The 15964-nt window shown below is 71.8% G+C and carries 12 protein-coding genes; 4 read left to right on the top strand and 8 right to left on the bottom strand.

The features are described 5' to 3' along the window. Window positions 1-54: 54 nt before the first annotated feature. From glpK to ACFC8N_RS41540, 5 genes are all read right to left on the bottom strand, one after another. Complete coding sequence (glpK, locus tag ACFC8N_RS41520; protein WP_376294676.1) at window positions 55-1584, bottom strand: glycerol kinase GlpK; 1530 nt, start codon at window positions 1582-1584, stop codon at window positions 55-57. Window positions 1585-1713: 129 nt separating this feature from the next. Further along, window positions 1714-2457, bottom strand: coding sequence for an MIP/aquaporin family protein (locus tag ACFC8N_RS41525; RefSeq protein WP_356039076.1), 744 nt, complete (start codon window positions 2455-2457; stop codon window positions 1714-1716). 263 nt (window positions 2458-2720) lie between these two features. Further along, a complete protein-coding gene (locus ACFC8N_RS41530) occupies window positions 2721-4382 on the bottom strand; it encodes an EAL domain-containing protein (RefSeq protein WP_376294678.1) in 1662 nt (553 codons plus the stop codon). 134 nt (window positions 4383-4516) lie between these two features. Further along, entirely contained in the window at window positions 4517-5707 is a 1191-nt protein-coding gene (locus ACFC8N_RS41535; RefSeq protein ID WP_376294680.1) for a lipid-transfer protein, read from the bottom strand. Beyond that, window positions 5704-6150, bottom strand: coding sequence for a zinc ribbon domain-containing protein (locus tag ACFC8N_RS41540; RefSeq protein ID WP_356039068.1), 447 nt, complete (start codon window positions 6148-6150; stop codon window positions 5704-5706). Before ACFC8N_RS41540 ends, ACFC8N_RS41535 begins: the two co-directional genes overlap by 4 nt. A gap of 133 nt (window positions 6151-6283) precedes the next feature. Here ACFC8N_RS41540 and ACFC8N_RS41545 point away from each other — a divergent pair, with 133 nt between their 5' ends. Then, the gene (locus ACFC8N_RS41545; protein WP_376294683.1) at window positions 6284-7099 is read left to right on the top strand and encodes a M15 family metallopeptidase; all 816 of its coding nucleotides are present in this window, start codon (window positions 6284-6286) and stop codon (window positions 7097-7099) included. Between the two features lie 46 nt (window positions 7100-7145). After that, complete coding sequence (locus ACFC8N_RS41550) at window positions 7146-7682, top strand: NUDIX domain-containing protein (RefSeq protein ID WP_376294686.1); 537 nt, start codon at window positions 7146-7148, stop codon at window positions 7680-7682. A 10-nt stretch (window positions 7683-7692) separates the two neighbouring features. Here ACFC8N_RS41550 and ACFC8N_RS41555 read toward each other — a convergent pair whose 3' ends face one another. Next, window positions 7693-10053 (bottom strand): glycoside hydrolase family 31 protein, encoded by a 2361-nt coding sequence (locus ACFC8N_RS41555; RefSeq protein ID WP_376294698.1) that lies wholly within the window; start codon window positions 10051-10053, stop codon window positions 7693-7695. 214 nt (window positions 10054-10267) lie between these two features. Between ACFC8N_RS41555 and ACFC8N_RS41560 the strand changes: the two genes are divergently transcribed. Together ACFC8N_RS41560 and ACFC8N_RS41565 are read left to right on the top strand one after the other, a co-directional pair. Next, the gene (locus ACFC8N_RS41560) at window positions 10268-12244 is read left to right on the top strand and encodes an acetoacetate--CoA ligase (protein ID WP_376294689.1); all 1977 of its coding nucleotides are present in this window, start codon (window positions 10268-10270) and stop codon (window positions 12242-12244) included. A gap of 126 nt (window positions 12245-12370) precedes the next feature. Then, a complete protein-coding gene (locus ACFC8N_RS41565; protein WP_376294692.1) occupies window positions 12371-13264 on the top strand; it encodes a hypothetical protein in 894 nt (297 codons plus the stop codon). A gap of 94 nt (window positions 13265-13358) precedes the next feature. Here ACFC8N_RS41565 and ptsP read toward each other — a convergent pair whose 3' ends face one another. After that, window positions 13359-15029: a phosphoenolpyruvate--protein phosphotransferase gene (ptsP, locus tag ACFC8N_RS41570; RefSeq protein ID WP_362822028.1), complete on the bottom strand. Its 1671-nt coding sequence runs from the start codon at window positions 15027-15029 to the stop codon at window positions 13359-13361. Between the two features lie 78 nt (window positions 15030-15107). Beyond that, window positions 15108-15557: a PTS glucose transporter subunit IIA gene (locus tag ACFC8N_RS41575; RefSeq protein WP_356039051.1), complete on the bottom strand. Its 450-nt coding sequence runs from the start codon at window positions 15555-15557 to the stop codon at window positions 15108-15110. Window positions 15558-15964 lie beyond the last annotated feature (407 nt).

Genomic DNA, 15964 nt, shown 5'->3' on the forward strand with positions numbered 1-15964 from the left:
GTGGTCCGGTGCGAAGCACGCGCGCGTACGGATCTCCGTACGCGCGCGTGGCTTCTACGCGCCGTCCCCGGCACCCTCCTCCAGCCAGCCGAAGCTCTTCTCCACCGCCCGGCGCCAGTTGCGGTACTCGCGCTCACGCGCCAACGCCTCCATCGCGGGCGTCCACTCCGCGTCCTTGCGCCAGTGCGACTTCAGCTCGTCCAGGTCGTTCCAGACGCCCGTCGCCAGACCGGCCGCGTACGCGGCGCCCAGGCAGGTCGTCTCCGACACCCGCGGGCGGATCACCGGCACCCCGAGGACGTCCGCCTGGTGCTGCATGAGCAGGTTGTTCCTCGTCATGCCGCCGTCGACCTTCAGGGTGCTGATCCGCACCCCGGAGTCCTGGTACATCGCGTCCACGACCTCCCGCGTCTGCCAGCTCGTCGCCTCCAGCACCGCGCGCGCGAGGTGTGCCTTCGTGACGTACCGGGTGAGCCCGGTGACGACCCCGCGCGCGTCGGCGCGCCAGTACGGCGCGAACAGGCCGGAGAACGCGGGCACGATGTAGGCGCCGCCGTTGTCCTCGACGCTCGCCGCCAGCGTCTCGATCTCGTCGGCGGTGCGGATGATCCCGAGCTGGTCGCGGAACCACTGCACGAGCGCGCCCGTTATCGCTATGGACCCCTCCAGGCAGTACACCGGCGCCTCCCCGCCGATCTTGTAGCCCATCGTCGTCAGCAGCCCGTTCTTGGACGGCACCGGCCGGTTGCCGGTGTTCAACAGCAGGAAGCTGCCGGTCCCGTACGTGTTCTTCGCGGTGCCGACGTCGTAGCAGGCCTGCCCGAACACGGCGGCCTGCTGGTCGCCCAGTGCCGAGGCCACGGGCACCCCGGCGAGTTGTCCGACCGCCGTGCCGTACACCTCGGCGGATGACCGGATCTCCGGCAGCAGCGCGGCGGGGAGGTCCATGGCGGACAGGATGGCGGGATCCCACTGGAGGGTGTCGAGGTTCATGAGCAGGGTGCGGCCGGCGTTGGTGACGTCGGTGACGTGCCGGCCGCCGTCCGTGCCGCCGGTCAGGTTCCAGATCAGCCAGGAGTCGATGGTCCCGAACGCGATCTCGCCGCGCTCGGCCCGCTCCCGCAGCCCCGGCACCTGGTCGAGCAGCCAGGCCGCCTTGGGCCCGGAGAAGTAGCTGGCGAGCGGCAGCCCGGTCTGCTCGCGGAAGCGGTCCTGGCCGTCCGTGCCGCCGAGTCGGGCGCACAGCGGCGCGGTACGGGTGTCCTGCCAGACGATGGCGTTGTGCACGGGCTTGCCCGTGGCGCGGTCCCACAGGACCGTGGTCTCCCGCTGGTTGGTGATGCCGAGCGCGCTCAACTGGTCCGCGCGCAGCCCGGCCTTGGCCAGCGCCCCGGCCACCACGGCCTGCACCTTGGCCCAGATCTCGGTCGCGTCGTGCTCCACCCAGCCCGGCTTGGGAAAGATCTGGCGGTGCTCACGCTGGTCGACGGCGACGATCGCGCCGCCGTGGTCGAAGACGATGCAGCGGCTGGACGTGGTGCCCTGGTCGATGGCGGCGACGTACTTCTCGGCGGTGTCCGTCATGGCAGTCCCTGGGTCGCTGGTTCGCTGGGTCGCTGGGTGGGGTCGCTGAGGCGTGCGGGGGATCGGAGAACGGCGTGCGGGGATCAGGACGTACGGGATCGGCGCATACCCGGACGGTGAGGCACGGGGTCAGAAGGCCGCGTTGTAGAGAAGACCGGCGAGCGTGCCGCCGATCAGCGGGCCGACGACCGGGACCCAGGCGTAACCCCAGTCGGACGTGCCCTTGTGGGGGATCGGCAGGAAGGTGTGCACGATGCGCGGGCCGAGGTCGCGGGCCGGGTTGATGGCGTATCCGGTGGGGCCGCCGAGGGAGAGTCCGATGCCGACGACGAGCAGCGAGACGACCAGCGCGGTCGTACCGGACTCGCCGAGCCCCTTGGTCAGCCCGAAGGCGAGGACGGGCAGCACCAGCGCCATGGTCGCGATGATCTCGGTGATCAGGTTGGCGACCGGGTTCCGGATCTCCGGAATGGTCGAGAAGATGCCGAGCGTCGCCACCGGCTCGTCGGCCTCGCCGTCGCCCTCCCCGCGCACGTTGGCCCGGAACTGGGCGAGGTACACCAGATAGGCGAGTACGGCGCCGAGCATCGCGCCGACGAGCTGGCCCAGCAGATACACCCAGACCTTGCCCCACTTGCCGGTGTCGATCGCGATGCCGAGCGTGACCGCGGGGTTGAGCTGGCCGCCGGACAGGGGGGCGGCGGTGTACGCGCCCGCGAGGACCCCGAAGCCCCAGCCGAAAGCGATGACGACCCAGCCCGCGGCCCGCGCCTTGGAGTGTCTGAGGGTGACGGCGGCGCAGACACCGGCACCGAACAGGATCAGGATCGCGGTGCCGATGACCTCGCCGACGAAAATGTGCCCGTTGCTCATGGCGGCTCCCTTGGCGCAGGTTGGGGGGGCGCACGGCCCCGGGCCTCCGTGCAGGAACGGTTCCCTTGACGACTTCGGCCGACGGCGGGGCGCAGGACGGATCGATGGCACAGTGCCTGATAACGCCGAGAATGTACGGCGATGTCGGCCGACACCGGGAAGTGTTCACCGGCGCTCCGGGGGCGTCAAGGTTGCCGACGGCGACGGTGACACCGGCGCACCCGTCACATGGGTGCCTCAAGGACCGTATACGAAACGGGCGTTCAGAGCCCGGGCTCCATGGCCGCGTACCCGGCCTGCGCCGCAGTCGCCCCCGTGCCGCCGCGTCGCACCTCGCGACCCGCGGCCCCGGCGCGCCCGAGGACCCAGCTCGCGCCGCGCAACGCCTTGGCCTCCTTCTTCAGCGGCGCGAGATGGGCCGCGGCCTGGCGATGGTCGCCCACGCTGCCCGGGACGCACACGACGGTCGCGACGGAGAGCGTGACCGGCCGGCCGCCCGCCGACCACGGCGCGTCGAGCACGCCGGCGACCACCGAACCGAGCGCTTCCTCGTCCGCCAGCACCAGGAAGTCGTCCCCGCCGATGTGCCCCACGCGTGCGTGCCCCACGACCGCCTGCTGGAGCGCGCGGCCCACGGACCGGATCAGCTCGTCGCCCGCGGCGAACCCGGCGCCGTCGTTGACCTGCTTGAAATGATCGATGTCCAGCCAGCTGAGCGCGAACGTCCGCCCGTCCGCGATCCACCGGTCGACCTCGGCCGTGATCGTGTCCGAACCGGGCAGCCGGGTCAGCGGGTTGAGCCCGGCCGCTTCCTCGACCCTGCTCTCGGCCAGGGCCCGCACCAGGTCCGCGAGCCGTACGACCCCCACGCAGCGCTCGCGCGCGTCGACCACCGCCACGTCGTCGGAGGTCCGGTCCCGGCCGCCGATCGCGACCACGTCCAGCACCTCCCAGGCGGTGGCGTCCACACCGACCGTGCGGGGCACGTCGCCCAGCTTGAACGCGGGCCGGTCGGCGTACAGGGCGTGGCCGTAGCGGGCGGACATCGACAGCAGGAAGCGCGAGCGGTGCACCGACCGGACGGGCCGGCCGGCCTGGTCCACCAGCAGCACGCCGGAGACGTCCGGCGACCCGGTCAGCAGCGCCCGCACCTGCCCCGCCGACGCGGTCACCGGCAGGACGGCGGCCGGGCGCACGAACTCCCGCACGGACGGCACGGACGGCCCGGACCGGGGCACGCTCACGGCGCCGGGGGAGCGCGGCGGAACGTACACGTCCGCGGCCGGGATCCGCGCCGGCGGCGCGAACAGCTCGCCCTGGGCCAGCTGGGCACCGGCCGAGACCGCCGCCGCACACTGGAGCTCGGTCTCGACCCCCTCCACCGCGACCAGGGCGCCCAGTTCCTCGCACAGCGTCCGCATCGCGCGCACCGCGGCGGGCCGGGCCAGCAGCGAGGCGTCGAGCTTGACCAGGTCGGGGGAGAGGTCGTTGAGCAGCCGCAGCGGTACGTCGCCGTCGCCGATGCCGTCCGCGCTGATCCGGAACCCCTGTTCGCGCAGGGACGCCACCGCCTCCAGCAGCGCCCGCTGCGGCACGTGCGTGTACGGCGGGACGATGTCGAGCGTCACCTCCCAGGGCATGCGTCCCGTCGCGCGCACGGCGTCGTGCAGCGGGACGAGGCCGCCGAGGTCCGCGAGCGTGGCCGCGAACACGTTCAGGTGCAGCGGCAGCAGCGTCTCCTTGAGCGTCGCCGCCCGCAGGGCCAACACCGTGAGCCTGCCGTCGAGTTCGGGATCCCGGCGAGCCTCGGCGAGGATGTCACCCGTTTCCGGGCGGGCGAGCGTCTCCAGTGCGGTGACCGCGCCGGTCCTGAGGTTGACCACCGGCTGGAAGGCGAAGCGGAGAGTGTCCGTCCAGGAGTGCACGGGAGCATGATTGCGCTGCCCGGGCGTGCCCAGGCGCAGTTCATGAGACGTTCACACAGGATTCCGGCGTGATCACAGAGCGTGGAGAACCGCTGTGCCCCCGCACCTCGCACGCCGCTCTGTCTCCGTCTCCTTCACCGCACCGCGACCACCGACGAGCCGTGCCCGAACAGCCCCTGGTTGGCGGTGATCCCCACGCGGGCACCGGTGATCTGCCGCTCGCCCGCGGTGCCCCTCAACTGCCAGGTCAGCTCGCAGACCTGGGCGATGGCCTGGGCCGGCACCGCCTCCCCGAAGGAGGCGAGCCCACCGCTGGCGTTGACGGGTATGCGGCCGCCCGGCGTCGTCACGCCCTCGCGCAGCAGCTTCGCGCCCTCGCCCGCGCCGCACAGCCCCAGGTCCTCGTACCACTGCAACTCCAGGGCGGTGGACAGGTCGTAGACCTCGGCGAGGGACAGGTCCTCGGGGCCGATGCCCGCCTCCTCGTAGGCGGCACGCGCGATGGACGCGCGGAACGTCTCGCCCGGGGGCTGCACCGCGACCGCGGAGTCCGTGGCGATGTCCGGCAGGTCCAGCACCGTGTTCGGGAAGCTCGGGGTCACCGTCGACACCGCGCGGATCCGCACCGGATGCCGCACGCCGTGCCGGTGCGCGAAGCCGACGCTGGAGAGGACCAGGGCGGCCGCGCCGTCGGAGGTGGCGCAGATGTCGAGCAGCCGCAGCGGATCGGCGACCACCGCGGACGCGGCGACCTCCTCGGCGGTGACCCGCTTGCGGTACCGGGCGTACGGATTGAGCGCTCCCAGGGCGGCGTTCTTCACCTTGACCAGCGCGAAGTCCTCCGGCGTGTCCCCGTGCACCGCCATCCGCCGCCGCGCGTACAGCCCGAAGTACACCGGATTCGTCGCGCCCAGCAGCCGGAAACGCAGCCAGTCCGGGTCGTCGGGACGGTCCCCGCCCGCGGGCCGGAAGAAGCCCTTGGGTGCGGAGTCGGCCCCCACGACGAGGACGACCTCCGCCAGTCCGGCGAGGATCTGCGCCCGCGCGGCGGCGATCGCCTGCGCCCCGGACGCGCATGCCGCGTACACACTCGCGACCCGCGCCCCCTGCCACCCCAGGGCCTTGGCGAAGGTCGCTCCCGCGACGTACCCGGGATAGCCGCCACGCACCGTGTCCGCGCCCACGATCGAGCCGACGTCCCGCCAGTCGACACCGGCGTCCGCGAGTGCCGCGCGGGCCGCCGCCGTCCCGTACTCCACGAAGGAGCGCCCCCACTTGCCCCAGGGGTGCATGCCCGCGCCGAGCACCGCCACGTCCCTCGTCATGCGCGCACCCCCGTCGGCCGCCAGTGCCAGATCGTCCGGGCCGTCTCCGCGTCCTCGTCGAGCACGCCGGGGACGGCCTCCACCTGCATGCCCACCGCCAGGTCGGCGACGGTGATCCCGGGAGCCGCCTGTCCGAGCACCACGATCCGCTCGGCCGCCAGCTCCACAGCGATCAACGCGTACGGCTCCCACGGAAGTTCCGGATTACTCACATAGGGTGACGGTGGTCGATAGCGGCTGTCCGTGTACGACCAGATATGCCCCCTTCGCGACAGCGGGACCTCCTCCAGTGCGCCGCCCGCGCAATGCGGGTTGCGGCAGTGGACGTCCTCACGCGGGAAGAACACCGACCCGCAGGACGAGCAGCACGTGCCCAGCAGTCGGAAGCCCTCCCCCTCCCCGTCGAACCAGCCGGCGACCGCGGGTGTGCGTGTGTGCGGCAAGGCCCCTCCCCAGCATCGAATCTGACGAAGCGTCAGAAGTGTGCCACCGGCAGCGGGAAATGGGCAGGGCGTCCGGGGGAATCGCCTCCGATCGCTTCCCCGCCCGAGCCCGGACCTGATAGATGCAGGAGACATGACACGACTCACCGGTGCGGTCCGCGGTCTCGTCGCCGCCCTCGCCACCCTGCTGGCCGTGGCCGTCACCCCCGCGACCGCGACGGCCGGGGCGGCGACGGAGCCCAAGGCGCCCAGGGACTTCGTGGCCCTGAGCGCCGTCGATCCGACGATCATCCAGGAGATCCGCTACTTCACCCCGCACAACTTCGTCGGCGAGCCCGTCGACGGCTACCGGCAGCCGATCTGCATCCTCACCCGCCCCGCCGCCGAAGCCCTCCACAAGGCCCAGCGCACACTGCTGCGCAAGGGCTACACGCTCAAGGTCTACGACTGCTACCGGCCCCAGCGCGCCGTGAACGACTTCGTCCGCTGGGCCGAGGACCTCGGCGCCCAGTCGATGAAGGGCGAGTTCTACCCGAACGTCGACAAGACCCGGCTGTTCGAGGACGGTTACATCGCCGCGAAGTCCGGCCACAGCCGCGGCTCGACCATGGATCTGACGATCGTGAAGCTCCCCGCGCGGCCGACCCGGCCCTACCACCCCGGAGAGCCGCTGGTGCCCTGCTTCGCGCCCAGGAACGAGCGCTTCCCCGACAACTCCGTCGACATGGGTACCGGATTCGACTGCTTCGACACCCTCGCGCACACGCTCGACCCGCGCATCCAGGGCGTACAGCGCGCCAACCGGATGCTGCTCAAGAACACCATGGAAAGGCTCGGATTCGTGAACCTCGCCGAGGAATGGTGGCACTACACGTACCAGCCGGAGCCCTGCCCGGACACGTACTTCGACTTCCCCGTCTCCTGGAGGTCGCTCCGCGGAGCCCCTTAGGCGACCATCGGAAGATCTCCCTCCGCCGATCGGATACAGTCCGCGCGTGTCCGAAACTCAACACCTAACTGTCAACTCCGTACCGAACTCGCACTGTTCGAGCTGCGGAGCGCCCTATGGAGAGGGCGTCACCGGCTGGCCGCGGACCTGCCCGTCCTGCGGAAACGTCGCCTACCGCAACCCGCTGCCGGTCGCCATCGCACTCCAGCCCGTGTACGACACCCAGGGCACGGCCCTGATCGTCATCACCCGCACCATCGTCCCCGCGCGCGGAGGCACCGCCCTGCCCGGCGGCTACGTCGACGACCGCGAGGACTGGAAGCAGGCCGTCGTGCGCGAACTCAAGGAGGAGACCGGCATCGAGGCCGCCGCCCGGGACGTTCGGCTCGTGGACGCCATGAGCTCGCCCGACGGCCACCTGCTGCTGTTCGGAGTCCTCCCCGAACGCCCGGTCGACGGCCTGCCGCCCGCCGACCCCACCGACGAGACCGAGGGCTGGCAGCTGCTGCGCCGGCCCGAGGAACTCGCCTTCCCGCTGCACACCGTGGCCGTGCGGGCCTGGTTCGAGGGCCGCTACGTCTGAGCCGTCCGGCTCAGCCCAGCCCCCGCACCCGTACCGGGCAGGGCGGCTCCGCCGAACCGTCCTCCCGCTCCCGGGTGACCACCACCGAACGGCCCTGCCGACGAGCGACGTAGCGCTCCACCTCCGGTTCCTCCCCACCGTCGCCCGCGTACGGTACGACCAGACCGCCCCCGGTCCGGCCCCGCGCGGGCGCCCACACCTCCAGCTCCACATCGCCGTCGGCGCCGCGCACGGGAATCACCGCACCCGCGCGCGCGAGCACCGGTATCCGCGACAGCGGCGCGTTCACGTACACCCGCCCCGGCCCCTCGTACGCCTCCTCCGTCACCGTGTCGTACCAGCGGCCCCGCGGCAGCTGCACCGCACGCCGCTTCACGCCCGGATCCAGCACCGGCGCCACCAGGAGGGCATCCCCCAGCAGAAACGTGTCCTCACAGCCGCGCAGCGCCCGGTCCTCCGGAGACCCCCACCACACCGGCCGCACATACGGCGCGCCGGTCCGCCGGGCCAGATGCGCCAGCGTCACCCAGTACGGCAGCAGCCGCCGCCGCTCCAGCAACGCCACGCGCGCGTGCTCCAACACCTCCGCACCGAACTCCCAGGGCTCCCTGCGCCCCGCCCGCAGGCTCGCGTGCGTACGGAACAACGGCAGATACGCGCCGAGCTGGAACCAGCGCAGATACAGCTCCGGAGACGGACTCCCGTCGAACCCGCCCACATCCGGACCCGAGTACGGCACCCCGCACAGCCCGAGCCCCAGCACCAGCGACAGCGACGCCCGCAACCCCGTCCAGTCCGTCGCCACGTCCCCCGACCAGGTGCCGCCGTAGCGCTGCAGCCCCGCCCAGCCCGAGCGCGAGAACACGAACGGCCGCTCCTGCGGCGCCAACTCGCGCAGCCCCTCGTAACCCGCCCGGGCCATGCACAGCGCGTACACGTTGTGCGCCTCGCGATGATCGCCGCCGCGCCCCTCCAGATCGTGCCGGGCCGAACGCGGCAGGGTCGGCTCCCCGAAGGCACTGAACGACGTCGGCTCGTTCATGTCGTGCCAGAAACCCGCGAAGCCCCGCCCCAGCCGCTCCGCGTACAGACCGCCCCACCACTCACGCACACGCGCGCGCGTGAAGTCCGGGAACACCGACTCCCCGGCCCACACCACACCGCGCACCTCGCGCCCGGAGCCGTCCCGCACGAACGCGTCCAGCGCCGAACCGGCCTCGTACACGGCATTGCCCGGCGCCGCCTTCACCGCCGGATCGACGATCGACACCAGCCGGATCCCGTCCCGCCGCAACTCCTCCGCCAGCACCGGAAGCTTGGGGAACCGTTCCTCGTCGACGGTGAACACCTGGTGGTCGGCGTAGTGGTCGATGTCCAGGTGCACGGCATCCAGCGGCAGATCCCGCTCCTGGTACCCCGCCACGATCCGGCGGACCTCCTGCTCGCTGCCGAACCCCCACCGCGCGTGATGGTGACCGAGCGCCCACGCCGGGGGCAGCGCCGGCACACCGGTCAGCGAGGCCCACGTGGCCAGCACGCGCGCGGGAGTGCCCACGATCACCCAGCAGCGCACCGGACCACCGTCCATGCGCAGCTCGCACCGCCCCGCCCGGTCGTGCCCCGACCCGGCACCCTCCTCGCCCTCCCGCAGCACCACCGTGCCGTCCCACGTGGAGTCGTGGAACACCAGATGCGTGCCCGCATCGGCCACCACGAGCTGCACCGGCATGGTCAGATACAGCGGATCCTCCCCGGGCCCGAACGCCCGGCCCGGATCGGTGTTCCACAGCCGGTACGAGCCGCTGCGCAGCCGGGGCCCCGACGCCCGCCCGCCCAGACCGAAGAACCGGGCGTCCGCCGCCACCTCCGAGCGCTGCAACCACCGCGCCGTACCCCCACCCACCGGCTCCCACCAGCGCGGCGGCAGATCGTGCCGCAGCGTCACCCCGCCGGGCGTGCACACCTGCACCGCGCCGTGCCGCGAGACGACGACCGTCACCCGCTCGGCGACCACCCGCCAGCCGCCGTCCTTGTCCGGCTCCAACACCGCCCGCGGATCCGGCTCCGGACAACTGCCCGCCAGCGCGTACGACGGCTCCGGACCCGCCCCGTCCCAGCCCCAGAACACCGCCCCGTTCACCGCGACCGTGATCCGCAGCTCGGACCGCCCGAACCGGATGACACCGCCGCCCGGCCCCGGCTCCACACCCGCCACCTGACCCGGGACCCGCGCCCGCTCGGCCCCCCGCCGCGGCAGCCCGGCAGCGTCGATCCGCCGCCTGCGCCACGCCGCACGTACGGTGCGCAACCCCCGAAGCGCCCTCCCCGAACCAACCACACTCACCGAACGCACCAGGTCACGACCGTCCATGCTGCTCACCCTGCCACTGTGCGCCCCACGCGTGCGTGTCGTTCAACTGCCGTTCACCTGTGCCAGGGCCACATCTTCACGACACGGACTATGTGGGGCGAGCCCTGGTGCTGAAGTCGATCACATGGCATCGTCCCTGTCAGCCGCGTCACGCGCACACCCCAGCACGTGCGCGGACCGACGCCCACGACGCGCACAGCCCGGGAGCCGCCCCATGTCGACCGCGAACCCCCAGCCGCTCTGGCAGCCCGATCCCCAGCAGATCGCCCAGGCCCGCATCACCCGGTTCCAGGCATGGGCCGCCGAACACCACGGCGCCCCCGCCGACGGCGGCTACCCCGCCCTCCGCCAGTGGTCCGTCGACCAGCTCGACACCTTCTGGAAAGCCGTCACCGAGTGGTTCGACGTACGGTTCTCGACCCCCTGCACGCGCGTGCTCGGCGACCGTTCGATGCCCGGCGCCCAATGGTTCCCCGGCGCCACCCTCAACTACGCCGAGCACGCCCTGCGCGCCGCCGCCGACCGCGCCGACGAGCCCGCCCTGCTCCACGTGGACGAGACCCACGAACCGCGCCCCGTGACCTGGTCCGAGCTGCGCCGCCAGGTCGGCTCCCTCGCCGCCGAACTCCGCACCCTCGGCGTCCGCCCCGGCGACCGCGTCAGCGGCTACCTCCCCAACATCCCCCAGGCCGTCGTCGCCCTTCTCGCCACGGCCGCCGTCGGTGCCGTCTGGACCTCCTGCGCCCCCGACTTCGGCGCCCGCAGCGTCCTCGACCGCTTCCAGCAGGTCGAACCCGTCGTCCTGTTCACCGTCGACGGCTACCGCTACGGCGGCAAGGAACACGACCGCCGCGACACCGTCGCCGAACTGCGCCGCGAACTGCCCACCCTGCGCGCCGTCGTCCACATCCCGCTCCTCGGCACCGACACACCCGAGGGTGCCCTCGACTGGGCCGCCCTCACCTCGGCCGACACCGAGCCCGTCTTCGAACAGGTCCCCTTCGACCACCCCCTGTGGGTCCTCTACTCCTCCGGCACGACCGGCCTGCCCAAGGCCATCGTCCAGTCCCAGGGCGGCATCCTCGTCGAACACCTCAAACAGCTCGGCCTGCACTGTGACCTCGGCCCCGAGGACCGTTTCTTCTGGTACACCTCGACCGGCTGGATGATGTGGAACTTCCTCGTCTCCGGCCTCCTCACCGGGACGACGATCGTCCTGTACGACGGCAGCCCCGGCTACCCCGACACCGGCGCCCAGTGGCGCGTCGCCGAACTCACCCGGGCCACCCTCTACGGCACCTCGGCCGCCTACGTCATGGCCTGCCGCAAGGCCGGCGTCCACCCCGCGCGCGACCACGACCTGTCCGCCGTGCGGTGCGTCGCCACCACCGGCTCGCCCCTGCCGCCCGACGGCTTCCGCTGGCTGCACGACGAGTTCGCACACAGCGGGGCCGACCTCTGGATCGCCTCCGTCAGCGGCGGCACCGACGTCTGCTCCTGCTTCGCCGGAGCCGTACCCACCCTCCCCGTCCACACCGGCGAACTCCAGGCCCCCGGCCTCGGCACCGACCTCCAGGCCTGGGACCCGAGCGGCAACCCCGTCATCGACGAAGTGGGCGAGCTCGTCGTCACCAACCCCATGCCCTCCATGCCGATCCGCTTCTGGAACGACCCCGACGGCAGCCGCTACCACGACAGCTACTTCGACACCTACCCCGGTGTCTGGCGACACGGCGACTGGATCACCCTCACCGCGCGCGGCACCGTGATCATCCACGGCCGCTCAGACTCCACGCTCAACCGGCAGGGCGTGCGCATGGGCTCCGCCGACATCTACGAGGTCGTCGAGCGCCTCCCCGAGATCAAGGAGTCCCTCGTCATCGGCGTCGAGCAGCCCGACGGCGGCTACTGGATGCCCCTCTTCGTCCACCTCGCACCCGGCGCCACCCTCGACGACGCCCTCCTCGCCCGCGTCAAGCAGGCCATCCGCGAAGAGCTCTCCCCGCGCCACGTCCCCGACGAGATCATCGAAGTGCCCGGCGTCCCGCACACCCTCACCGGCAAGCGCATCGAGGTCCCCGTCAAACGACTGCTCCAGGGCACCCCCCTGGAGAAGGCGGTCAACCCCGGATCCATCGACGACCTCTCCCTGCTGGGCTTCTACGAGGAACTCGCCCGCAAACGCGCCTGAACCCACCCCGCACCACCTGCGCGAACGACCTCACCACCGAGCTACGTCCACCGGCGGCGCCCCCCGTTGTCAGTGCCGCCGGTTACGGTGAGTGAGCATTGATCGACTGCGCACTCTGGGGGAAACATGGCGCACACCGACGACCGGACCATGCGACGCGTCCTGCGCCGCGAGATCGCCGGCACCATCGGCCTGCTCACCGACGAACACGACTTCCGCGCCATGCGGCGCTACCGCAGCTTCACCTTCGACGACCACACGGCCTACCTCCGGCAGGTCGAGGCGGTCCTCATGGCCCGCGCCGCCCAGGGCAGCCACACCACCCTCGCCCTGTTCGACCCCGAGGACTACGCCGTGTACTGCGCGGACACCGGCCTCGACCCGGAAGCGCCGGCCAGCCGCACCAGGTTCACCGCCGAACTCGCGGCCACCGGCCCCACCATCCCGTACGACGGCCGTCCACTCGCCACCCTCGTACCGGCCCTCGTGGACGAGGCCGTACGCCAGGCCACCTGGGAGTACGCCACCACGCTGCTCTCCCGCCTCGGCCCCTGCCCCACCTGCGGAGAGGACATCGGCAGGGCCGCCTTCACCCGCGCCTCCGACCTCCTGGTCCGCATCCTCGACACCGCACCGCCCGGCGACCGGCACCTCGTGACCAGCGTCTCCGGCCCACCGGACACCCTGATCTCCGTCCTCCACGCCGACCAGGACGGCACCGACGCCACCCGCCTGGACGAGGCCGAAGCCCTGGAATTCACCAGCGTCCTCGCGCTCGGCCTGGCCACCCGCAGCCCCGGCGGACTCGTCATCCGCACCAGCCGCCCCGGGACGCCCGACCGCGTCTACGGCTGGCGACTGCGCTGCGGCGAGCTCCAACCCCTCACCGCCGCCGAGGTGTTCGACGCCTACTGCACCGACGTCGAATCCGGCGACCTCATCTCCCCGGAGTCCGGCGTCGACTACGACGCGCCCCCCGACCTCGGAAAGGACGGCACAGCCCCCGGCCACCACCACTGACCGCACACGCACCCGGCGCCGACACACGTCAGGGGCGCCCCACAGAAGGCGGGACGCCCCTGAACCCGACCGCGCGAACGCGCCGGGCCGACGACTACTCGCCGGACAGCACCGCCTGAGCAGCGCTGCGCGCATCCTCGGCGCTGTCCGCGGCACGCGCCGCCGCCGCGGCCCGCTCGCACTGCGCCAGCGTGTACTTCGCCAGCGTCGCCCGGACATAAGGAATCGACGCCGACCCCATGGACAGGGAGGTGACCCCCAGACCGGTCAGCACACAGGCCAGCAGCGGATCGGACGCGGCCTCACCACACACACCACAGCTCTTGCCCTCGGCCTTGGCCGCCTCCGCGGACAGCGCCACCAGGTCGAGCAGCGCCGGCTGCCACGGGTCCTGCAGCCGGGACACCGCACCCACCTGACGGTCGGCCGCGAACGTGTACTGCGCGAGGTCGTTGGTCCCCAGCGACAGGAACTCGACCTCCTGGAGGATCGAACGCGCCCGCAGCGCGGCCGACGGGATCTCCACCATCGCGCCGAACTTGGCCCGCAGCCCCGCCGCACGACACGCGTCCGCGAACGCCTTCGCGTCCGTACGGTCCGCCACCATCGGCGCCATGACCTCAAGGTAGACGGGCAGCCCCTCGGCGGCCCTGGCCAGCGCGGTCAGCTGCGTGCGCAGGACCTCCGGGTGGTCCAGCAGCGTCCGCAGACCCCGCACACCCAGCGCGGGGTTCGGCTCGTCGGCCGGAGTAAGGAACTCCAGCGGTTTGTCCGCACCCGCGTCCAGCACACGCACGACCACACGGCCCTCGGGGAACGCCTCCAGCACCTGCCGGTAGGCCTCCACCTGCTTCTCCTCGGAAGGAGCGTTCTTGCTGTCGTCCAGGAACAGGAACTCGGTACGGAACAGACCGACACCCTCGGCCCCCGCCTCCACCGCGGCCGGCACGTCCGCAGGACCGCCCACGTTGGCCAGCAAAGGCACCTTGTGCCCGTCCGCCGTCGCGCCCGGCCCGGTCGACGCGGCCAGCGCGGCCTTGCGCTCGGCGGCCGCGGCCTCCAGCTCCGCCTTCTTCGCCTCGGTCGGGTCCACGAAGATGTCACCGGTGCTGCCGTCGACCGCGATCACCGTGCCCTCGGCCAGCTCACCGGCACCGGGCAGCGCCACGACCGCAGGCACGCCCAGTGCCCGCGCCAGAATCGCGCTGTGGCTGGTCGGCCCGCCCTCCTCGGTGACGAAACCGAGCACCAGGGACGGATCCAGCAGCGCGGTGTCGGCGGGCGCCAGGTCCCGCGCCACGAGCACATAGGGCTGGTCGCTGTCCGGCACCCCCGGCATCGGAACGCCCAGCAGCCGGGCGACGATACGATTCCGCACGTCATCGAGGTCGGCCACGCGACCGGCGAGGTACTCACCCGCACCGGCCAGCAGCTCGCGGTACGCCGCGAACGCGTCGTACACGGCACGCTCGGCCGTGCTGCCGACGGCGATCCGCCGGTCCACGTCGGACATCAGCTCGGGGTCCTGCGCCATCATGGCCTGTGCTTCGAGCACGGCCTGGGCCTCGCCGCCCGCCAGATTGCCGCGCGCCATCAGATCGGCGGCCACGGCGTCGACGGCCTGGCGGGCACGCCCCTGCTCCCGCTCGGCCTCATCCGCGGGGATCGACTTGGCCGGCGGCTCCAGCACCGCCGTGCCCATGTGCCGAACCTCGCCGATGGCCACACCATGGCTCACGCCCACGCCTCGCAGCGTTGCTTCCATCTCACCCGTCTCCGATAGTGCGGCGGGTCCCGCCGCCGCGATGGTTGTCCTGAACGCCGCCCTGCGACGGCACTGCCGTCAGTTCCAGGCGAAAAGCTCGTCGCCGACCTTGAGGTCACCGTCCTCACGGACGTCCCCGAGGGAGCCGGCCGTGGCCTCAAGCGCGACGACGGGGCAGATGGGGGACTTGCCGGCGGCCTCGACGGCGGCGGGGTCCCAGCGCACGACGGCCTGGCCGCGCGTCACGGTGTCGCCCTTGTTGACGAGCAGCTCGAAGCCCTCGCCGTTGAGCTGCACGGTGTCGATGCCGAGGTGGGTGAGTACGCCGTGCCCGTCCGCGTCGACCACGACGAACGCGTGCGGGTGCAGAGAAACGATGACGCCGTCCACGGGTGATACGGCCTCGGAGGCCTCACGCACGGGGTCGATGGCGGTACCCGGGCCGACCATGGCCCCGGAGAAGACCGGATCGGGCACATTGGCCAGTCCGATGGCGCGTCCGGCAAGAGGGGACGTCACGGTGGTCATGGGAAGCCTCCCAGGAGTGGAGCTGCTTACGGGCCGCCACTGCCTGTCCCGGACGGCACTGAGCAGCAGCGTATGTCATAGGAAGTTGGGGTTCCGTATGGAAGCTACCAGCTAGTGGTCTAGACCACCAACCCGGTGGATTTGCACGGCGTTCACGGCTCCGTGTACAGTCGTACTCCTGCTTGGGACGGAGGGGCGCGAAAGCGGCCTCACTCAGCAGCACCCAAACTTGTCAGATCCTATCTCTGGATCTCCTTCTGCGTGTCCGCAGAAGGGTGGTCAGAGAGACGGAAAAACCCTGATAGAGTTTGGAACACCGAAGGGAAGCCCGGAGGAAAGCCCGAGAGGGTGAGTACAAAGGAAGCGACCGTTCCTTGAGAACTCAACAGCGTGCCAAAAATCAACGC

The organism is Streptomyces sp. NPDC055966 (assembly GCF_042269865.1).
In the GTDB taxonomy this organism is placed as follows: domain Bacteria; phylum Actinomycetota; class Actinomycetes; order Streptomycetales; family Streptomycetaceae; genus Streptomyces.